Genomic DNA, 20,684 nt, shown 5'->3' with positions numbered 1-20,684 from the left:
CCACCAACAGTGCCCCGATGCACTGACCAGCTTCACGAAAGGAAGCGGATGATGACGATCGCACGCGGCTTGGCCGCTGGCGCGATGTTCGCCGGTGTCGCTCTCGGACTAGCGGCTCCGGCGTCCGGGGACCCGTTGAACGGTCACTACATCGAGACCGAGACGTACCCCGACGGTCACCAGGTCAACAGCGACTGGTACTTCACCCCGTGCGGCGACGGGTGTGCGCAGATCCAGCACCTGGGGCAGGCGCATCTGGTCGACGGCAAGTGGACACTCGACGGCCACGGCGGCGTGTCCTGTGAGCAAGGCGGCGACATCCCCAAAGCCATCCATTTCGTCTACTCGTGGGACGCGAACACCCTCGACGGGACGGTTCAGATCACCAACAACGTCGACGCCTGCGGTAACCCCAAGGGCTACCAGGAGACCAACCAGTTGCACCTGGCGCCGGCGCCCTAGTCGGCGCTACGCGTCGATCACCACGCGGCCGCCGGCAGCGCGCGAGACGCACACCAACATCTCGCCGTCGGTTTCTCCCGCGCGGCCGCGCCGATCGACGTCTCCGGCGATCACCCTGACCTTGCAGGTGCCGCAGAAGCCCTGCCGGCAGGAATACGCGGTCGTCGGATCGGCGTCGAGCATCACGTCGAGCGCCGACCTGTTCGCGGCCACATCGAGCACGCGCTGCGAGCGCGCGAGTTCCAGCTCGAACGGGATGCCGTCGACGACGGGCGGTGGGCTGAATCGCTCATAGTGCAGCGGCGCTTTGGCATGCTGGCCTCTACCGGCGCGCACCGATTCCAGCATCGCCGTCGGCCCGCACACATACACCGCCGTTGCAGGTTTCGCCGCGGCCAGTAGATCGTCGGATGTGGCGAATCCCCCACGCTCGTCGTCCGCCCACACCGTGACCCGCTCGGGTGCCAACGACACCACCTCGTCGAGCAACGGCATGTATTCCCGGCTGCGGCCGGCATAGATTGCGCGCCAATTCATTCCGCGTTGTTGGGCCGCCCGCATCATCGACAGAATCGGCGTCACGCCGATACCGCCGATCACGAACAACACGTCATGCTCGTCGCCGCCGAGGTAGAAGGCGTTGCGCGGACCCTCGAACACCAGCGGGTCGCCAACGTCGAACGCGTCGTGCATCTCGATCGAGCCGCCGCCGCCGTCGGCGATCCGGCGCACGGCGATCCGGTAATCCGTTCGCCGCCCGGGTGATCCGCACAGCGAGTACTGCCGACGACGGCCGGACGGCAGTTGGACGTCGATGTGACTTCCCGGCGTCCACGAGGGCAGCAGGCCGCCGTCGACGTCAGCGAACGTCAACGCAACCACATCCGGAGTGATCAGTTCGCGTTTGGTGACGACCGCGGTACGCGTCCGCACGACCGGCACCACGCGAGACGGCGTCCAGGGTGTCGCGGCGGCGAACCCACTGAGCATCGTGCCCAGGCCCCACAACGCCGTGTAGAGCCGGTCCCGCTTGCGGCGACCGTAGATGTCGGCAGGCCTGCTGGCCCAAATGCTTTCCGGCACAACGACCTCAAGATTGCCGGACGTCATAGCGGGCCAATAGCCGGATCAGCGACGGACTGATCCGGCGCATCGCGTAGCCCACCTTGGACTCGGCGGCGATCGGCACCACCGGCGGCCCGCTCTTGACTGCCTTGACGATCGCCTTGGCGGTCGCCTCCGGCGTGTAATTGCGGCGACGGTATGCGGCGTCCGCCCGGTGCCGGGCGCGGTCCTGCTCGTCGGCCGACATGCCGGCGTAGACAGTGTTTTTGGCGATGTTGGTGTTGACGAATCCCGGGCACACCGCGGTGACGGTGATGCCGTCGTCCGCGAGGTCGGCGCGCAACGATTCGCTGAACGCCAGCACGGCGGCCTTGGTGGTGCCGTAGGCAATCATCGACTTCGACGGCAGGAACGCCGCGGCACTCGACACGTTGATGATCGTGCCGCCCTGGCCGCGGTCGACCATTTGCGTTGCGAACGCCCGGCTTCCGTTGAGCACGCCGCGCAGGTTGACGCCCAGGATGTTGTCCCAGTGTTCCGGTGTGGTCTCCAGGAATCGGCCTGCCATCCCGATGCCGGCGTTGTTCACCAGGATGTCGACCACGCCGTGTTCTTTGTTGACTTGCGCGGCAAGGTCGTTCATCGCCGACTCGTCGCTGACGTCGGCCTGGTATGCCGCGGCGCGAGCACCGGCCTCCCGGACGGCCTTGGCGGTCTCCTGCGCTGCGGCGAGATCACGGTCGACGATCACGACAGTCTCGGCGCCGTTGCGGGCCAACTCGAGTGCGGTGGCACGCCCGATTCCGGCGCCCGCCCCGGTGATCAAGGCCAGCTTGCCGCGCACGTCGCGTGGACCGGTGCGCTCGACGTCGGCCGGCGCTTCGCCGTCGACGACATGGTCGATCCATTCCGCGGCCAACCGGGCGATGACGTCGGGCCTCGCCGCCACCACCCAGTGACCGCCCTCGATCGGAACGACCCTGCTGCCCAACGGAATCGAGCCGGTGAAGCGCTGCAATGCGGGGGTGACGAAGACATCCTTGCGCGGCACCAGCACCTGCACCGGGACGGTGGTGTGCGGCAACGTCGCACCCGGTGCCATGAACGGGCCGGGCATGTTTGCCCGGTACAGGTTGAGCCCGTTGACGTAGTCACCTGTCGATCGCACCGGGTCATTGCGCCGGGCCTGGGTGCTCGAGTTGCCGATGCGCCCAAATGCCTCAACGAGTTTGATGCCCACACCCGCTCGGACCATGAGCTCCGGCAGACCCGGCGTCAAGAAGAACCAGATGTATCCCGATGCCAAAAATTGCCGGACCACGTCGACGACGCCGCGTGGACTGCGCGCTGACCGCAAGAACTTTCCGGCGTAATTCAGGTGCGGACCGGAGATCGACGTGAACGACGCGACCTTGTTCATCACCGTCTCGTCGGTGACGGCGGCCCAAGACTGAATCGAGCCCCAGTCGTGGGCCAGTAGATGTACCTGTCCAACACCGAGGCTGTCGATGACCGCACCGATATCGGAGATCAATTGGGGAAAGCGGTAATTCGCTTTGCTCGCCGGGCGGCTCGACTCGCCGGCACCGCGGACATCGAACGCTACAAAGTTGTAGCGTCCAATGAGATACGCGGCCACCCCGTCCCACAGATGGTGATTGTCCGGATATCCGTGGATCGCCAGCACGGTCGGCCGTTGTGGGTCGATCGCGGTGTAGGCATGCACAGCCAATGTGACGCCGTCCGAGGCGGTCACAGAACTGCGAATGGGCGCGTCGGGACTACTCAAGATGGTCATCGAATCCTCCAGGCTCAATGCGCGGCGCGCGCGGCGGGCGAGACGGCGAGATAGTCCACAGCCCGCTCGACCCCGCCCAGTTGCGACGGGTGGAAATTCGGCAGGTAGTACACGCCGATCGCCCGCACGAACCGCAGCGGACCGGGCACCAGACCCCGTCGCGCCGCGTTGAAGTAGTCCCGCCAGCGCGGTTTCGCGCCGGGCGGCAGATCGCGGTCCACCGAGTACAGGAACCGGACGCCGCGAATCCACATCAGCAGCATCATCGGCGACACCACCAACTGGGTGCGCAACTGGCGCCAGTAGCCGGCCCGCAGGTGCTTCATCACGTCGAACGCGACGGCCTTGTGCTCGACTTCCTCCGCACCGTGCCAGCGCAGCATGTCGAGCATCACCGGGTCGGTGCCGATCGCATCGTGCGCCGGGCTGTCCAGAATCCACTCGCCCAGGATCGCGGTGTAATGCTCGACCGCCGCGACCACCGACACCTGCTCGAGCAGCCAACTGTGCCGGCGCCGCTGACTCCAGCGCGGCCGATCGCCCATCAACTTGCCGAACAGCCACTCGATCTGATCGGTGAACGGCGTCAGGTCCACACCCTTGGCGGCGAAGTAGTCCAGCACGCCGGAGTGCGTCTGGGAATGCATCGCCTCCTGACCGATGAACCCCTGCACGTCGAGGCGCAGTTGGTCGTCCTTGATCAGCGGCAGCGTCTTCTTGAACACGTCGACGAAGAAATCTTCGCCGGCGGGCAACAGCAGGTGCAGCACGTTGAGGACGTGCGTGGTGAACGGCTCACCCGGCACGTAGTGCAGCGGCAGCGCGGACCAGTCGAACTCGACGTCGCGCGCCTCGAGGACCAGCCGTTCGTGATCGTCCGGCGCCGCGCGACCTGGCTGGTGCGGACCGACGGCTTCGTCGTTGACCGTGAACATTGGCAGCAGCATACCCGGTACCCGGGGTATCGGGAATCCCGCGAGCTCAGATCGGCGCTGCGCCGCGCAGATGCTCGAAGATCAGCGACGTCTGGGTGCCGGCGACGTCGGCGTCGGCGTTGAGGTTTTCGACCACGAACGAACGCAGGTCTTCGGTGTCGCGGGCCGCGACATGCAGGATGAAGTCGTCGGCGCCGGCCAGAAAGTAGACGTCCATCACCTGAGGCCTGCGACGAATCTGCTGGATGAAGCCGCGGATCTTGCCGCGTGCGTTGGACTGCAGGCTGACCGAGATCATTGCCTGCAGCGGCAATCCCACTGCGGCAGGGTCGATGTCGGCGTAGAAGCCGCGGATGACACCTGACTCCATCAATCGCCGGACCCGACCGTGGCACGTCGACGGCGCGATGGCGAGTTCCTCGGCCAGCGCGCTGTTGGTGATGCGGGCATCGGCGTGCAGCAAGGCCAGTATTCGGCGGTCGATGCCGTCCAAATTGGCGGCCCGAAGATCCTTCGGCCGCACCGCGGCATTGTCGACGCGTTCCGTATTTACTTCGGTCATTTGATGATTATACGAGCGTGTCTTCGTGGTAATTGCACCATAACTGAAGCTTCTTCACACTTGACCGTATGCATATCGGCATTCCGACCGAGACCAAAAACAACGAGTTCCGGGTGGCGATCACCCCGTCCGGCGTTGCCGAATTGACCCGCCGCGGCCATGACGTGCTGATCCAGTCCGGTGCGGGCGAAGGCTCGGCCATCACCGACAGCGATTTCAAGGCGGCGGGCGCGGAGCTGATCGCCGGCGCCGAAGACGTGTGGGCCGATGCCGAGGTGGTGCTCAAGGTCAAGGAACCGACGCCCATCGAATATTCGCGACTGCGTCGTGGCCAGACACTGTTCACCTATCTGCACCTGGCTGCATCGCGGTCGTGCACTGAAGCGCTGCTGGCGGCGGGCACCACATCGATCGCCTACGAAACCGTGCAAACCGCCGACGGTGCGTTGCCGTTGCTCGCGCCGATGAGCGAGGTTGCCGGGCGGTTGTCCGCTCAAGTCGGCGCCTATCACCTGATGCGCACAGAGGGCGGTCGCGGCGTGTTGATGGGCGGCGTGCCGGGCGTCGAGCCGGCCAACGTTGTCGTCATCGGCGCGGGGACTGCCGGCTACCACGGGGCGCGGATCGCCGCCGGGATGGGCGCGTCGGTCACGGTGCTCGACGTCAACCTCGGCAAGCTGCGTGAGCTCGACCACGTCTTCGGCGGCCGGGTGCAGACCCGTTATTCGACGGCCCTGGAGATCGAGGCTGCCGTCAAGAAGGCGGACCTGGTGATCGGTGCGGTGCTGGTGCCGGGAGCCAAAGCCCCGACGCTGGTGCCGAATTCGCTTGTCGCGCGCATGAAACCGGGCGCGGTCCTGGTGGACATCGCGATCGACCAGGGCGGCTGCTTCGAAGACTCGCGTCCCACCACCCACGACCAGCCGACGTTCCGCGTGCACGACACGGTGTTCTACTGCGTGGCGAACATGCCCGCCGCGGTGCCCGCGACGTCAACGGTCGCGTTGACCAATGCCACCATGCCGTACGTCATTCAACTCGCCGATAACGGTTGGCGGGCCGCCTGTCGGTCGAATCCTGCTCTGGCCAAAGGGCTTTCGACCCACAATGGTGAGCTGTTGTCCCAGCGGGTGGCCGCCGATCTGGCGCTGCCGTTCAGTGACCCTGCCGCCATGCTGGTCTGACGCCCACGTTCGTGCTACACAAACCGCGTGACTTCACTAGCCGATGACACGCGCTGGCTGGACGCCGTCGATCAGGCCGCGTTGGTCGCAGCCGGCGAGGTGACGCCGCTAGAACTGCTCGAGGCGGCCATCGAGCGGATCGAGCGCATCGACCCGGTGCTCAACGCGGTGGTGATCCGCTGGTTCGACCACGCCCGTGACACCGCACGAAGTGACCTGCCGAACGGGCCGTTTCGCGGCGTGCCATTTCTGATCAAAGACCTGTTCGCGAGCTACGCCGGGCAGCGCATCACCAACGGCAATGTCGCACTGAAGAACCAGAATTCGGTCTCACCCGCCGACACCACACTGGTGAGCCGTTTCCGCGACGCCGGCCTGGTCATCGCCGGCCGGACCAACAGTCCCGAACTCGGCAGCGTGCCCACCACCGAGCCGCTCGCCTGGGGCGCGACGCACAACCCGTGGGACACCACGCGTTCACCCGGCGGATCCAGTGGTGGCGCGGCGGCCGCCGTCGCCAGCGGCATGGTGCCGTTCGCGCACGCCAGCGACGGCGGCGGTTCCATCCGCATTCCCGCGTCGTGCTGCGGACTGGTCGGCCTCAAACCCAGTCAGGGTCGGATCTCGCTCGGCCCGATCCGCGACGAGACGGCGTTGTCGGTGGAGCTGTGCGTCAGCCGCACCGTACGTGATACCGCAGCACTGCTCGACGCGGTGCGCGGGCCCGCGGTCGGCGACACGGTGATTGCACCGGCTCCGTCGCGCAGTTATGTCGAGGAGCTCGACGCCGATCCCGGTCGACTGCGGATCGGTCTGCTCGATCACCATCCGCAAGGCGGTGCCGTCGCACCGGAATGTGCGGCGGCCGCCCGGTCGGTCGGCACGTTGCTCGAATCATTCGGCCATACAGTCGAATTCGCGTGGCCACCGGCACTGGAGGACGGCAGCCTGCGGTTACACTTCGCGGCGCTGTGGAGCACCAACATGGGCGTCGGCCTGAAGCGGTTCGAAGAACAGATCGGACGTTCGCTGGCCGCAGACGAATTCGAGCCGATGAACCGCGTCCAGGCCGACATTGCTGCGCATTTCACCGCGGTCGACTATGCGCTGGCGTTCTCCGCGGCGACCCACTTCCGCCGGGCACTGCAGGCCTGGTGGGCCGATGGGTGGGACCTGTTGCTCACCCCTACGGTCGCCGAGCTGCCGATACCGCTGGGCACTATCGCGAACGACCCGGACAATCCGCTGGCCACCGTGGAGCGCGCGTTCCAGTTCATCCCGTTCACGCCGCCGTTCAACATGAGCGGCCAGCCCGCGATCAATGTGCCGGTCGAGTGGACCGATGCCGGGCTGCCCGTTGGCGTGCAGTTGGTCGCCGGCTACGGACGCGAAGACGTCCTACTGAGGGTGGCCAGCCAACTGGAGATGGGAAAACCCTGGGCGCACCGCACGCCTAGCGTTGGTTAGACGTGGCCGAGCTTGTCGACGATGTCTTTCGCCGACCCGGCGACAGCCTGCCGGTACGCAGTTCCCGCCCAGAGGTTGGTGCCGTGCGGGTCTTCCATCTCGACCGCGGCCTTGCGGATCGGCGACGTCATCTGGTTGACCTCGGGATAACCCAGCGGCGCCACATGGTCGAGCATCCTGGTGAAATCGTTCGCGAGTCCGCGGGCATAACGGCCCGAAAACGCCCGCGTCACAACGGTTGTGTCGAATTGCGGATGGCCCAAGGCCGAACGGTGTGCTTCGTTGGTGCCGGCCTCGTCGGCCAGCAGCAGCGCGGTACCGATCTGGGCGGCGGCGGCTCCCCTACGCAACACCACGGCGACGTCTTCGGTGGTGCCCAACCCGCCGGCGGCGATCAGCGGGACATCGTGAGAGTGACCGATGCGATCCAGCAGCTCGGTCAACTGCATGGTCCCTGGTTCCATGTCGGGCGCGAACGTTCCGCGGTGCCCGCCGGCGCCCGGACCCTGAACAACCAGACCGTCCGCACCGGCGGCAACGGCCACCCCGGCCTCGTACGTCGACGTGACCGTGATGTAGAGCAACATGCCCAGTGCGCCGAACCGGCGCAACACATCCGGCGAGGGTGCGCCGAAGGTGAACGACACCAACTCGGGCCGCATGTCGGCGACCACCTCGAGCTTCTGCTGCCAACCGTCGTCGTCGCCGAAGTTCGGATAACCGACATGGACGTCGTAATGCTCAGCCAGCTCGTCGAGGAACTCGGCGTAGTTGTCCAACTGGTGCACGTCGGCCACGCTGGGCTGCGGCACGAAAAGATTGACACCGATCGGACCGGTGGTCGCGGCCCGTGCCGCGGCGATGTCGTCGGCGAGCCGGTCTGCACTCACATAGCCGGCGGCCAGGAAGCCGAGGCCGCCGGCGTTGGACACCGCCGCCGCCAGCGCGGGCGTCCCAGGGCCGCCCGCCATCGGCGCACCCACGATCGGCACGTCGAGATCCCAGAAGCCCAGTACCATGACCGCTACCCCGTCATCGCCCGAAGTTGTTGTGGCAGAGATTTTTTCGACGAATACGGACCGAGAACAGCCGCGCCATAGGTCTTGCCGAGTAGTCGGCGTGCCACCGCGTTAACCTCGTCCAGGGTGACCTCATCGAGCTCCTGCAGCGTCCGGTCGATACTTCGGTGTTCAGCGTAGTTGAGTTCGCCGCGACCGATGCGATTCATCCGCGAACTGGAATCCTCCAGCCCGAGCACCAGGCCGCCGCGCAGCGAGCCCTTGGCGATCCGGCATTCCGACTCGGCGATGCCGTCGCGCGCGACGTCCTGCAACACGTCGGCGGTCACCCGCGCCACCTCGGCGAACCGCTCAGGCAGGCATGCGGCGTACACCGACAGGGCGCCGGTGTCAGAGAACATGTCCTGCGACGAGTAGACCGAGTACGCCAGCCCGCGGGACTCCCGAACCTGCTGGAACAGACGAGAACTCAGGCCACCGCCCAGTGCGGTGTTGAGCACCGTCAACGCCCAGCGATGTTTCCAGTGCCGACCCGGCGTGCGCACCCCGAGGTAGACATGGGTCTGCTCGGCGTCCCGGTTGGCCAACGTCAGTCGCGGCTTGCCGGTCACTCGGCCGGCGCCCTTGCGCGGCGGCACCGCACGGTTGCCGCGGACCAACCGCGGGCCGAAGTGCTGGCGCACCAACGCGACAACTTCGTCGTGGTCGATGTTGCCGGCCACCGCGACCACCATCCGCTCGGGCGTGTAGCGCCGCTGATGGAACGAATGCAGTTGTGCGCGGGTCATCTCCGACACCGACTGCACGCTGCCGATCACCGGACGGCCCACCGGATGGTCACCGAACACCGCCGACAGGAACTGGTCGGCCAGCGCGTCCTCGGGGTCGTCGTCGCGCATCGCGATCTCCTCGAGGACGACGTCGCGTTCCACCTCGACGTCGTCGATCGCGCAGCGCCCGTTGAGCACCACGTCGCTGACCAAGTCGACGGCCAATTCGAGATCGTTGTCGAGCACATGCGCGTAGTAGCAGGTGTGCTCTTTGGCGGTGAACGCGTTCAACTCACCGCCGACGGCGTCCACAGCCTGCGCGATGTCGACCGCGGTGCGCGTGGGCGTCGACTTGAACAGCAGATGCTCGAGGAAATGCGCAGCCCCAGCCACCGTCGGCCCTTCGTCACGCGACCCGACGCCCACCCACACGCCGACGGAAGCGGATCGCACCGAGGGGAGATACTCGGTGACCACCCGCAACCCGCCGGGCAGGGCGGTGCGACGGAACGCGGTGGACGGTTCGGCGGTGTGCCTGCCGCGGCGCAGCGATTGCGTCCCCGGGCTAGCTGCTGGCGGTCGCGGCATCTGCTGGTGCGGTCTCCGGGTTGGCAGCTGGTTCACCGTTGCCGGATTCGGCGGCGGCCGCATCATCGTCGACGAGGACCAGCGAGATCTTGCCCCGCTTGTCGATGTCGGCGATCTCCACGCGGAGTTTGTCGCCGACGCTGACCACGTCCTCCACCTTGGCGATGCGCTTGCCCCTGCCGAGCTTGGAGATGTGCACCAGCCCGTCACGGCCGGGCAGCAACGACACGAACGCACCGAAATCGGTTGTCTTGACCACGGTTCCAAGGAACCGCTCGCCGGTCTTGGGCAGCTGCGGGTTGGCGATCGCGTTGATCTTGTCGATCGCGGCCTGCGCCGACGGGCCGCTGGTGGCACCGACGAACACGGTGCCGTCGTCCTCGATGGAGATCTGCGCGCCGGTCTCCTCGGTGATGGAGTTGATCATCTTGCCCTTGGGGCCGATGACCTCACCGATCTTGTCGATCGGGACCTTGATGGTGGTGACCACCGGCGCGTACGGGCTCATCTGGTCGGGCTCGTCGATCGCCTCGGCCATCACCTCGAGAATGGTCAGACGCGCATCCTTGGCCTGCGCGAGCGCACCCGCGAGCACCTGCGACGGGATCCCGTCGAGCTTGGTGTCCAGCTGCAGCGCGGTGACGAAGTCCTTCGTGCCGGCGCACTTGAAGTCCATGTCGCCGAACGCATCTTCGGCGCCGAGGATGTCGGTGAGCGTGACGAAGCGGCGCTCGGTCTTGCCATCGACTTCGACATCGTCGGACACCAGACCCATCGCGATACCGGCCACCGGCGCCTTCAGCGGGACCCCGGCGTTCAGCAGCGAGAGCGTGGATGCACAGACCGAACCCATTGACGTGGAGCCGTTGGAACTCAACGCTTCTGAGACCTGACGGATGGCGTACGGGAACTCCTCGACGCTCGGCAGCACCGGCATCAGCGCCCGCTCGGCCAGCGCGCCGTGCCCGATCTCGCGTCGCTTGGGTGAGCCCACCCGACCGGTCTCGCCGGTGGAGAACGGCGGGAAGTTGTAGTGGTGCATGTAGCGCTTGCTGGTGTCGGGCCCCAGCGAGTCGATCTGCTGGGCCATCTTGACCATGTCGAGCGTGGTCACACCCATGATCTGGGTCTCGCCGCGCTCGAACAGTGCGCTGCCGTGTGCCCGCGGCACGACGGCAACCTCGGCTGACAACGCGCGGATGTCGGTGATGCCACGACCGTCGATGCGGAAGTGGTCGGTCAGGATACGCTGCCGCACAAGCTTTTTGGTCAGCGAGCGGAACGCGGCGCTGACCTCTTTCTCGCGGCCCTCGTAGGTGTCGGCGAGCCGCTCGAGCACCTCGGCCTTGAGTTCGTCGGTGCGCTGGTCGCGCTCGGCCTTGCCGCCGATGGCCAGCGCCTTGGCCAACTCGTCGGTCGCCACCGACGAAACCGAGTAATAGACGTCGTCGCCGTAGTCGGGGAACACCGGGTAGTCACCGGTCGGCTTGGCCGCCTTCTCGGCCAGCTCCTGCTGCGCGGTACACAACGCGGCGATGAACGGCTTGGCGGCCTCCAGGCCCTCCGCCACAACGCTTTCGGTCGGCGCACCGGCGCCACCGTCGATCAGATCGATGACGTTCTCGGTGGCCTCGGCCTCGACCATCATGATCGCTATGTCATTTTCGTCGGCATTACCGACAATGCGGCCGGCCACGACCATGTCGAACACCGCGCCTTCAAGCTGCTCGACGGTGGGGAACGCAACCCACTGGCCGTTGATCAGCGCGACGCGCACGCCGCCGACGGGGCCGGCGAACGGCAGCCCGGAAATCTGCGTCGATGCCGATGCGGCGTTGATGGCCAGCACGTCGTACAGATCCTTGGGATCCAAGCTCAGGATGGTGACCACGACCTGGATCTCGTTACGCAGGCCCGAGACGAACGTCGGACGCAGCGGCCGGTCGATGAGCCGGCAGGTCAGGATCGCGTCGGTGGACGGCCGGCCCTCGCGACGGAAGAACGAACCGGGGATACGACCGGCGGCATACATCCGCTCCTCGACATCGATCGTCAAGGGGAAGAAGTCGAAGTGCTCTTTGGGACTCTTGCTGGCGGTGGTCGCCGACAGCAGCATGGTCTCGTCGTCGAGGTAGGCGACGACGGCTCCGGCGGCTTGCTGGGCAAGACGACCGGTCTCAAAACGGATGGTGCGGGTGCCGAAGCTCCCGTTGTCGATGGTGGCGGTCGATTCGAACACGCCCTCGTCAATTTCTGCTACAGACATATGCGTCCGTGCGGCCTCTCTGATTTCATTCAGCTATTTCGCGCAGGCACGGGTCAACCCGGATGGCTGCAGGAGTCAGAATGCGGCGACGGCCGTCGATCGAAGCGGCCGAGCTGCCCCCGAATTGGGGAGCACGGCAGCCACTACCGAAGACCGCGCGATACAGACTTGTCTTCTTTCGAAGTCCTGTTGTGCCTCGCTGGAACGGTGCGCGCGAATTACGCGCCCCGCACCGTGCTCGGGCCGACTGGCCCAAAACATCATTGATTCTACATGCCGACCTGGCGGTTCCTACCCGGGCGGCGATCCTGGCCGCGCAGCGTCAGCGACGCAGGCCCAGTCGCTCGATCAGCGACCGGTAGCGCTCGACGTCGATCTGGGCGACGTACTTGAGCAGACGACGGCGGCGTCCGACCAGCAACAGCAGCCCGCGCCGGGAGTGGTGGTCGTGCTTGTGGAGCTTCAGGTGCTCGGTCAGGTCGGCGATCCGCCTGGTCAGCAGCGCGACCTGGGCTTCAGGGGAGCCGGTGTCCGTCTCGTGCAGGCCGTATGAGCCCAGGATTTCTTTTTTCTGCTCGGCGGTAAGCGCCACGAATTATCTCCATCAATCGGTCCGCGATCATTCTTCAGGCTGCGGCCGCCGCGAACTGCAGCGCGCGCCATGTCGCCGGGAAGTCTAGCAGCGACCGACCTGTGTGCCTGAATCTGCAGCTCAGGTGGCAGAAAGCAGAGTCCGCGCCTTGTCGGTGTCGGCGTTCATCGCGTCGACCAGATCGCCGACCGATCCGAACTTTTCCTGTCCCCGGATGCGGGCGACGAAGTCCAGCGCCACATGCTGTCCGTACAGGTCAGCGGCGGTGTCGAGGACAAATGCCTCGACCGTGCGGGTCCGTCCGGAGAACGTCGGGTTGGTACCCACCGACACCGCGGCCTGGTATCGCTCGCCGGGCACCACGCTCCCGGTCACCGGCCCGTGACCCAGGACGGTGAACCAGGCGGCGTAGACACCGTCGGCCGGGATGGCCGAGTGCATGGGCGGGGCCACGTTGGCGGTCGGGAAACCCATCTCGGTCCCCCGCCCGTCGCCGCGGACCACCACACCTTCCACCCGGTGCGGACGGCCCAGCGCCTCCGCCGCTGCCACCACGTCTCCGGCGTCGACGCAGGACCGGATGTACGTCGAGGAGAACGTCACGGTCTCGCTGTTGTGGTGCTCTGCCACCAGCGACATCGCTTCCACGGCGAATCCGAATCGCTCGCCTGCGCGGCGCAGGGTATCGACGGTGCCTGCGGCTTTCTTGCCGAAGGTGAAGTTCTCCCCGACCACCACCTCGACCACGTGCAGGTTCTCCACGAGCAACTCGTGGACGTACCGCTCGGGCGTGAGCTTCATGAAATGCGTGGTGAACGGCATCACCAGAAAGACGTCGATGCCGAACTCCTCGGCCAGCTCGGCCCGACGGGTCAGCGTCGTCAGCTGAGCGGGGTGGCTGCCGGGATGCACGACTTCCATCGGGTGCGGGTCGAACGTCATCAACACCGTCGGCACACCGCGGGCGCGGCCCGACTTCACCGCGTGCTCGATCAGCTCGGCATGTCCGCGGTGTAGACCGTCGAACACCCCGATGGTGAGCACACACCTACCCCAGTCCGTGGGTATCTCGCTCTGCCCCCGCCACCGCTGCACGACAATCAGCCTACGACCCTAGGTAGCGAGCGGTCGTGCGAGAGCCGCAGATCAGGTGAGGATTGCTTAAACTTCCGTTGTGCGCGCTGACCCCCCTGCCGAGGAGCCCCATGGGCTGAGCGCGGTTGCCCAGGACTATCTCAAGATCATCTGGAACGCCCAGGAGTGGTCGTTGGAGAAGGTCAGCACCAAGATGTTGGCCGACAAGCTCGGGGTGTCGGCAAGCACCGCCTCGGAATCCATCCGCAAACTCGCCGAGCAGGGTCTGGTCGACCACGAGAAGTACGGCGCGGTCACGCTGACGGAGTCGGGTCGACGGGCAGCATTGGCGATGGTCCGGCGTCACCGGCTGCTGGAGGCCTTTCTGGTCAAGGAGCTCGGCTACGGGTGGGACGAGGTGCACGACGAAGCCGAGGTGCTCGAGCACGCGGTGTCCGACCGGTTGGTGGCACGCATCGACGCCAAGCTGGGCTTCCCTCAGCGTGATCCGCACGGTGATCCGATTCCCGGCTCCGACGGGCAGGTGCCGACCCCGCCCGCTCGCCAGCTGTGGTCGTGCGCCGACGGCGACGTCGGCACCGTGGCGCGGATATCCGACAAAGACCCCGAGATGCTGCGCTACTTCGACAGCATCGGCATCAGCCTCGACTCGCGGTTGCGGGTGCTCACCCGACGTGAATTCGCCGGGATGATTTCGGTCGCGGTCGAGTCGGCAGACGGCAAGCCCGCCACCGTCGACTTGGGAAGCCCTGCCGCTCAAGCCATTTGGATGGTCTAGCGACCGCGTCGACGACGCTTGCTCTGCGACCACCCGCTAGTGTTCGATCAGTTTTTTCCGCAGCACCTTGCCGGTCTCGTTGCGCGGCAACTGGTCGATGAACACGACGTCGCGCGGAATCTTATGCCGGGCGAGGTGGGCCCGCACGTAGGACTTGATCTCGTCGGCGTCCGGGCCGGAGTCCTCTCGGCTGACCACGAACGCCGCCAATCGCTTTCCGAATTCCGCGTCGTCGACGCCGATGACCGCGGCCTCGATGACGCCGGGATGGTCGGCGAGCAGATTCTCGACTTCCAGCGGGAACACGTTCTCGCCGCCGGAGACGATCATGTCGTCATCGCGGCCGTCGACGAACCACAGGCCGGTCTCGTCGAAATGTCCAGTGTCACCCGTGGATAGCAAGCCGTCGACGATTTCTTTGTGACCGCCGTCGGTGTATCCGGAAAAGCTCAAACCACTGGACACGAACAGGGTGCCGACGCGGCCGGGCTCGGTGATGCGGCGACGCTGTTCGTCGTAGGCGGCGAGTGTGCAACCGAGCGGTGGCCGGCCGACGGTGCCCGGAGCGTGGCGCAGCTCCTGCGGTGTCGCGACGGTGGCGACCGCCACCTCGGTGGACCCGTAGAGGTTGTACAGCACCGGGCCGAACGCGTCATCGGTGCGGCGACAAAGGTCCGGAGACAGCGAAGAGCCCGCGGCGAACACCACTTTCAGCGAAGAGGTGTCGTATTGCGCCACGGCCTCGGGCCCGAGATCGAGGATGCGCTGCAGCATGGTGGGCACCAGGATCAGCGTGGACGCTCGATGTTCAGCGATCGCCTTCAACGTCGACTCCGGGTCGAAGCGGCTTGCCATCGCCACCTGGTTGCCCAGCGCCAAGCCGAGCGCGCAGGTCGCCAGGCCGGTCGCGTGGAACAGAGGCGCGGCGACGCAGTAGGTGCCGTTGCGCGGCCAGGGAATCCGGTCGAGCACCTGAGCCGACTGCAGTGGATCGATCCTGTTGCGGGGCGCGCCCTTTGGCGTTCCGGTCGTCCCACTGGTCAGCAGAACGAGTCCGCCCGGCTGCCGCGGGGCAGGCAGTGGCGACGTCGACTGGCCATCGATCAACTCGTCGTGCTGGTCGCCGACGATCCGCACGGTGTCCGACGGCAGGACGTCGAGGAGTTCGCGGAATTCCTCGTCGGCGAGAACGCAGCTCACCTGTTCCCGCGCGGCGACATCGGCCAGTTGCGGCCCGGCGAAGCCGCTGTTCATCAGGACCAACCGAACGCCCAGCTTGTTCGCCGCCCCCACCGTCGCCATCAGGTGGCGGCTGTTGCGATGCAGTGCCGCCACCACCGCACCCGACCGAATTCCCTTGGCCGCCAGCGCACGGGCCAACGCATTGGAATTCCGGTCGAGCTCACTGAAGCTGAGCGTGCCGCGTTCGTCGGTGAGCGCCGGCGCGTCGCCGAAACGGTCGGCGGCGTTGGCGAGGAGTCCGCCGAAAGCACCGTAGCGCCGCAGGGCAAGGAACGCCCGGACGGCTTCGTCGGGCCGCAGCAGGTCGACCATGCCGCGCCGCTGCAGCACTCGCGCCGCGGCGAGTCGGTCGCGTATCTGGTTCAAGGCAGAGCTTTTCACGCAGTGTTGGCTTCAGCGATCGTGGTACGCAGGAAGTGCCCGGCGACCTGCAGACTGGTGAGCCCGCCGTCGCGCGGCCACAGCCAGTAGCCATGCATCAGACCCGGCCACATGTGCTCGTCGCAACGACCGCCCGATTCGACCACCTGCCTGGCGAACACCTCGGCGTCCGCTCGCATGACTTCCCTTGATCCGTAATGTATTTGGATCGGCGGCAGATTGGACAGCTCGGCGTTCAACAGGCACAGCCGGGGGTCGTCGGCGTCGTGGTCGCCGACGTAGAGCGCGATCGCCCGGGCGGCGGCACGCGGATCCAGAGGCTGACGCCGGGTGCGCGCGTCGGCGATGCAGGCCCGGTACAGCGGATCGATGAGCGGACCGAACAGCGCGAGGGCCGCCGGAGCCGGCAGTCCCTCGCGACGCAGCCGCAGGGCCAGCGCGACCGCGAGATGCCCACCGGCCGAATCTCCGGCGACGACGATCTTCGCCGGATCGTGTCCCTGCGCGAGCAGCCAGCGGTACGCGGCGATCGCGTCGTCTTCAGCCGCCGGGAACGGGTGTTCCGGCGCCAACCGGTAGTCGATGGCGAACGTGGGCATCCCGGAGTATTCGGACAGATGCGAGGCGAATCCGCGGTGCGTACGCGCCGAGCAGATCAGGTAGCCGCTGCCGTGCAGCACCAGGACCACCCCCGCGGCCGCCGAGGCGTCATGGGCCTCAGGGGCCCAGACCCACTCGCCACGCACCGGCCCGGAGACCCGTTCGACCCGAACGCCGGGGACCACCGGGGCGGTCCGGGCGATCAGATGATCGGCTGTCGGCCGCAGCGCCGCGAGCAGCCATCGTTGTGACACCAGCACGTTGAGCATGATGTTGAAGGTCAGTCGTGACGCCGGGACGTAGCTCAACTGGTCGACCACGGCGAGCGATCTGCGCCGCAGCACCTTCGCCGTGGTCCGGGCGCTCATCCGGCGAGCAGGCCCTTGGCGATGTGGGTCACCTGCACCTCGTTGCTGCCGGCGTAGATCATCAGCGATTTCGCGTCACGTGCCAATTGTTCGACGCGGTACTCGGCCATATAGCCGTTGCCGCCGAACAGCTGTACCGCGTCCATCGCCACGTCGGTGGCAGCCTCCGACGAATACAGTTTGATCGCCGAGGCTTCGGCCAGCGACGGAACCCTTCCGGCCTGAGCCTTCTCGAGGGTTTGAAACACCATGTTCTGCACGTTAATGCGCGCGACCTCCATCTTGGCCAGCTTGAGCTGAATCAGTTGGAACTGGCCGATGTTCTTGCCCCAGAGAGTTCGGGTCTTCGCGTAGTCGACGCAGAGCCGATGGCATTCGTTGATGATCCCCAGCGACATCAGCGCGACCCCGAGCCGTTCGGCGGCGAAGTTCGCCCGGGCACTGTCGCGGCCGTCACCGCTGGTGTGCTGTTCGGTCTCGCCGAGCAGCCGGTCGGGAGTCAGCCGGATGCTGTCGAAAAACAGTTCCCCGGTCGGCGACGACATGATGCCCATTTTCTTGAACGGCTTGCCTTGGACGAGCCCGGGCATGCCGGCGTCGAGCACGAACGGCAACACCGGCCGGTTGCGCCGATCCGACGAGCCGTCATCAAGCTTGGCGTAGACGACGAGCACATCGGCGTACGGGCCGTTGGTGATGAAGGTCTTCTGGCCGTTGAGGATGTAATCGTCACCATCGCGCTTGACGGTGGTCTTCATGCCGCCGAACGCGTCCGAGCCGGAGTCCGGCTCGGTGATCGCCCACGCAGCGATCTTCTCCAGCGTCATCAATTTCGGTAGCCACCGCTCCTTTTGGGCCAAGGTGCCGCGGCTCATGATCGTCGCGGCGCCCAGCCCGAGGCTGACGCCCACGGCGCTGAGCAGACCCAGGCTCACACCGGCCAATTCGGATATCAGCACCGCAGCCATCGGGGCCTGCGGCCCCAGTCCGCCCAATCCTCCGGATGACCGCTTTTCGGTGCCGGATTCCAGGTGCGATGGTCGGCTCTGGCTCGCTCCTTCGTCGCTGCGATGCTCACTCGCCGCCGCCTCCAGGTTCGCGCGTTCCTTGTCCAGCATCGTCTTGACCGCTTCGGCGGCAAGCACATCCAGACCGAACTCGCTGAACAGCTTGCGCGCCAACGGATACGGCGACAATTCACCGGTCTCCAGCACGTCGAGCTGGGGGCGGATCTCTTTGTCGATGAACTCTCGCACCGTGTCCCGCATGATGAGGTCGGTGTCGGACCACTCAAACATCTTCTGCTCCTGGGTTATTGCGGTAGCCTTGCGGCGATGTCGTCGATCAGCCAGGGACCATCGGTCTCGATGGTGTCGGTGTCGTGCCAACCCGACAGTGCCGAAATCGCGCCGCCCTGAACGGCATACACCTTGCCGGTGATCGGGCACTTCTCGGTCGCCAGGTAGGCCACCAGCGGTGAGATGTTCGCCGGGCTGAACAGGTCGAGCTCGCCTTCTTCGGGTTCGCTCATCAGCGACCCCATCCCGGGCGTGGCCAGCGTCAGCCTGGTGCGGGCGATCGGCGCGATCGCGTTGACCCGCACGCCGTAGCGCTCGAGCTCCTCGGCGGCAATCAGCGTCATGGCCGCGATCCCCGCCTTGGCCGACCCGTAGTTCACTTGGCCCGCGTTCGGGATGGTCACCCCGGAGCCCGACGCGGTGTTGATCACCGCGGCCAGTGGTTGGTCGCCGGCCTTCGACTGCGCCTTCCAGTACGCGGCGGCATGGTGCAGCATCGCGAAGTGGCCCTTGAGGTGCACGGCGATGACGGCGTCCCATTGCGCTTCCTCCATACCGGCGATGAAGGAGTCCCGCAGGATGCCGGCATTGTTGACCAACACGTCGAGCCGGCCAAACTCGTCAATCGCCTGCTGCACAGCGCTGTTCGCGCCGTCCCAGGTGGCGACGTTCTCGGTGTTGGCCACCGCGGTACCGCCGGCCGCGACGATTTCGTCGACCACCTCGTGCGCCGGGCCGCTGTCGGCGCCTTCACCGGCGTTGCTGCCGCCCAGATCGTTGACGACGATCCTGGCTCCTTCTTTGGCGAACAGCAGTGCGTGTTCGCGCCCGATGCCGCGCCCGGCGCCGGTGATCACCGCGACCCGGCCTTCCAATGCACCCACGTGGTTCTCCTGTCTAATCGCTGATTTCGGCCAAGCCGTCGGTGATGACGAAATCGGCGCCACGCGCCGTCTCGAACGCGTAGGTGGTGCTGCCGTTGTTCCGAGTCTTCGTCCAGATCCGGGTCTCGAGGTCGTCGCCGGGCAGCACCGGTTTGGAGAATCGCACCGCGAACCGCTTGAGCCGGTTGACATCCGAGCCGGCCAGTTCGGTGAGCACCGCCCAGGAGGTGAACGCCATGGTGCACAGCCCGTGCGCGATGATCCCCGGCAGGCCGGCGTCTCGCGCTATTTCCTCGTCCAGGTGGATCGGCATCGGATCGCCGGCCGCCGGCGAGTAACGGAACGTCTGGTCGTTGTCGATGTGCTGGACGACCTTGGCCACCGGCGCGCTGCCGCGGAGCGCGTCGTCGAACTTGTGGTCGGGACTCAGCTCGCCGACCGACTTGCCGACCGACATACCCCGCACGAACGTCGTGACGTATTGCTCGTTGACGAGTTCGCCGTCCTCGGTGCGACATTCGAGGACGATGGCGGCGCGGGTGCCCTTCTCCAATCCCTGGTATCCGATCATCTTGCCCCGCGAGACCAGCTTGTCACCGGGACGGATCGGACGGTGGAAGTGAAAGTCCTGCTCGCCATGGACGATTCGCGGAATCGCCTCGACTGGCATCACGTCGACGGCCGGGGTGAGCAGCGCCTCGAAGACGGGCACGATCGCGAACACCGGCGGTGCGACGTCCCCGCTGCGGTGCGCCTCGATCGGGTCGTTGGTGGCGGCCGCGTATTCCGCGAGGCGCTCCCTGGTGACCTCGAACCGCTCGTCGTCGGTCCAACGATCCAGACCGGTGTCGTCGAACTCCAGTGTTTCGGTCACGCCTGAGCCGATGCCAGCGCGTCGAGCTGGTCCAGCGTCTTGTCCAGTTGCTTGACGCCGTCCTTCTCCACCGCCTTGCCCAGCGCGCCCTTGATCAGCGCGCCCTCGAAGTCACCGAATACCGCGAATAGCGAACCGCTTTCGGCCGGCGCGATGGTGAACGTGAATTGCGCTTTGACGCCGGCCATTCCGGTGCCCGACAGCACCAGCTTGCGCGGAGCGTCGACCGAGTCGATCGTCCACACGATCTTGTTGGCCATCCCGAGCATGACGATCTTGGCGGTCAGCTTGGTGTCCTCGGTCAGCGTGGCCGGCGGATCCTCCAGCCACTTCTCGTGCACGGTGAACCACTTGTCCCAGTTGGCAAGGTCGGTGACGGTCCCCCACAACGCTTCTGGAGCGGCGGACAGTTCCCGGGTCGCTTCGATGTGTCCCACGATCGATCCTCTTCCTCGA

Annotated in this window: 19 protein-coding genes; 4 read left to right on the top strand and 15 right to left on the bottom strand. The window is 66.3% G+C overall.

Features of this window, described 5'->3' with window-relative positions; translation table 11 throughout:
* Positions 1-51 precede the first annotated feature (51 nt).
* Positions 52-462 (top strand): hypothetical protein, encoded by a 411-nt coding sequence (locus tag G6N27_RS00720; protein WP_163774428.1) that lies wholly within the window; start codon positions 52-54, stop codon positions 460-462.
* 6 nt (positions 463-468) lie between these two features.
* Here G6N27_RS00720 and G6N27_RS00715 read toward each other — a convergent pair whose 3' ends face one another.
* The 4 genes from G6N27_RS00715 to aldR are packed head-to-tail and all read right to left on the bottom strand — an operon-like array spanning position 469 to position 4,822.
* The gene (locus G6N27_RS00715; RefSeq protein ID WP_163774427.1) at positions 469-1,572 is read right to left on the bottom strand and encodes a PDR/VanB family oxidoreductase; all 1,104 of its coding nucleotides are present in this window, start codon (positions 1,570-1,572) and stop codon (positions 469-471) included.
* Positions 1,553-3,325, bottom strand: coding sequence for an SDR family oxidoreductase (locus G6N27_RS00710; protein WP_163774424.1), 1,773 nt, complete (start codon positions 3,323-3,325; stop codon positions 1,553-1,555). The genes G6N27_RS00715 and G6N27_RS00710 overlap by 20 nt, the downstream gene beginning before the upstream one ends.
* A 14-nt stretch (positions 3,326-3,339) precedes the next feature.
* Positions 3,340-4,260, bottom strand: coding sequence for a metal-dependent hydrolase (locus tag G6N27_RS00705; RefSeq protein WP_163774422.1), 921 nt, complete (start codon positions 4,258-4,260; stop codon positions 3,340-3,342).
* Positions 4,261-4,306: 46 nt separating this feature from the next.
* The gene (aldR, locus tag G6N27_RS00700) at positions 4,307-4,822 is read right to left on the bottom strand and encodes an HTH-type transcriptional regulator AldR (protein ID WP_163774420.1); all 516 of its coding nucleotides are present in this window, start codon (positions 4,820-4,822) and stop codon (positions 4,307-4,309) included.
* Between the two features lie 68 nt (positions 4,823-4,890).
* Here aldR and ald point away from each other — a divergent pair, with 68 nt between their 5' ends.
* Positions 4,891-6,006, top strand: a complete 1,116-nt coding sequence (ald, locus tag G6N27_RS00695; protein WP_163774418.1) for an alanine dehydrogenase — start codon at positions 4,891-4,893, stop codon at positions 6,004-6,006.
* A gap of 27 nt (positions 6,007-6,033) precedes the next feature.
* Positions 6,034-7,473: an amidase gene (locus G6N27_RS00690; protein ID WP_163774416.1), complete on the top strand. Its 1,440-nt coding sequence runs from the start codon at positions 6,034-6,036 to the stop codon at positions 7,471-7,473.
* On the opposite strand, the gene G6N27_RS00685 is transcribed toward G6N27_RS00690, so the two are convergent.
* From G6N27_RS00685 to G6N27_RS00665, 5 genes are all read right to left on the bottom strand, one after another.
* Positions 7,470-8,492, bottom strand: a complete 1,023-nt coding sequence (locus tag G6N27_RS00685; protein WP_163774414.1) for a nitronate monooxygenase — start codon at positions 8,490-8,492, stop codon at positions 7,470-7,472. The genes G6N27_RS00690 and G6N27_RS00685 overlap by 4 nt on opposite strands.
* Positions 8,493-8,497: 5 nt before the next feature.
* The gene (locus G6N27_RS00680) at positions 8,498-9,850 is read right to left on the bottom strand and encodes a M16 family metallopeptidase (RefSeq protein ID WP_163774412.1); all 1,353 of its coding nucleotides are present in this window, start codon (positions 9,848-9,850) and stop codon (positions 8,498-8,500) included.
* Positions 9,828-12,116 carry a polyribonucleotide nucleotidyltransferase gene (locus G6N27_RS00675; protein ID WP_163774410.1) on the bottom strand — a complete coding sequence of 763 codons (2,289 nt, stop codon included), beginning with the start codon at positions 12,114-12,116 and terminating at the stop codon, positions 9,828-9,830. The genes G6N27_RS00680 and G6N27_RS00675 overlap by 23 nt, the downstream gene beginning before the upstream one ends.
* A gap of 322 nt (positions 12,117-12,438) precedes the next feature.
* Positions 12,439-12,708 (bottom strand): 30S ribosomal protein S15, encoded by a 270-nt coding sequence (gene rpsO / locus G6N27_RS00670; RefSeq protein ID WP_163774408.1) that lies wholly within the window; start codon positions 12,706-12,708, stop codon positions 12,439-12,441.
* Positions 12,709-12,828: 120 nt separating this feature from the next.
* A complete protein-coding gene (locus G6N27_RS00665) occupies positions 12,829-13,803 on the bottom strand; it encodes a bifunctional riboflavin kinase/FAD synthetase (protein ID WP_163774406.1) in 975 nt (324 codons plus the stop codon).
* Between the two features lie 79 nt (positions 13,804-13,882).
* Here G6N27_RS00665 and mntR point away from each other — a divergent pair, with 79 nt between their 5' ends.
* Entirely contained in the window at positions 13,883-14,581 is a 699-nt protein-coding gene (mntR, locus tag G6N27_RS00660; RefSeq protein ID WP_163774404.1) for a manganese-binding transcriptional regulator MntR, read from the top strand.
* Between the two features lie 36 nt (positions 14,582-14,617).
* Here the strand turns inward: mntR and G6N27_RS00655 are convergent, their stop codons facing one another.
* Genes G6N27_RS00655 through G6N27_RS00630 form a run of 6 tightly spaced genes read right to left on the bottom strand, consistent with a single transcriptional unit; the run spans position 14,618 to position 20,665 of the window.
* Positions 14,618-16,204 carry an acyl-CoA synthetase gene (locus G6N27_RS00655; RefSeq protein WP_163774402.1) on the bottom strand — a complete coding sequence of 529 codons (1,587 nt, stop codon included), beginning with the start codon at positions 16,202-16,204 and terminating at the stop codon, positions 14,618-14,620.
* On the bottom strand, positions 16,201-17,172 hold the full coding sequence (locus G6N27_RS00650; RefSeq protein ID WP_163774400.1) for an alpha/beta hydrolase: 972 nt from the start codon (positions 17,170-17,172) through the stop codon (positions 16,201-16,203). The genes G6N27_RS00655 and G6N27_RS00650 overlap by 4 nt, the downstream gene beginning before the upstream one ends.
* Positions 17,169-18,470: an acyl-CoA dehydrogenase family protein gene (locus G6N27_RS00645; RefSeq protein WP_163774398.1), complete on the bottom strand. Its 1,302-nt coding sequence runs from the start codon at positions 18,468-18,470 to the stop codon at positions 17,169-17,171. Before G6N27_RS00645 ends, G6N27_RS00650 begins: the two co-directional genes overlap by 4 nt.
* A 14-nt stretch (positions 18,471-18,484) precedes the next feature.
* A complete protein-coding gene (locus G6N27_RS00640; RefSeq protein ID WP_163774395.1) occupies positions 18,485-19,354 on the bottom strand; it encodes an SDR family oxidoreductase in 870 nt (289 codons plus the stop codon).
* A 13-nt stretch (positions 19,355-19,367) separates the two neighbouring features.
* On the bottom strand, positions 19,368-20,228 hold the full coding sequence (locus G6N27_RS00635) for a MaoC/PaaZ C-terminal domain-containing protein (RefSeq protein WP_163774393.1): 861 nt from the start codon (positions 20,226-20,228) through the stop codon (positions 19,368-19,370).
* Positions 20,225-20,665 (bottom strand): type II toxin-antitoxin system Rv0910 family toxin, encoded by a 441-nt coding sequence (locus tag G6N27_RS00630; protein WP_163774391.1) that lies wholly within the window; start codon positions 20,663-20,665, stop codon positions 20,225-20,227. The genes G6N27_RS00635 and G6N27_RS00630 overlap by 4 nt, the downstream gene beginning before the upstream one ends.
* Between the last annotated feature and the right edge of the window lie 19 nt (positions 20,666-20,684).

This window comes from Mycobacterium cookii (assembly GCF_010727945.1).
In the GTDB taxonomy this organism is placed as follows: domain Bacteria; phylum Actinomycetota; class Actinomycetes; order Mycobacteriales; family Mycobacteriaceae; genus Mycobacterium; species Mycobacterium cookii.
The sequence above is the reverse complement of the archived record's forward strand: the minus strand, read 5'-3'. Positions and strand labels throughout refer to the sequence as shown.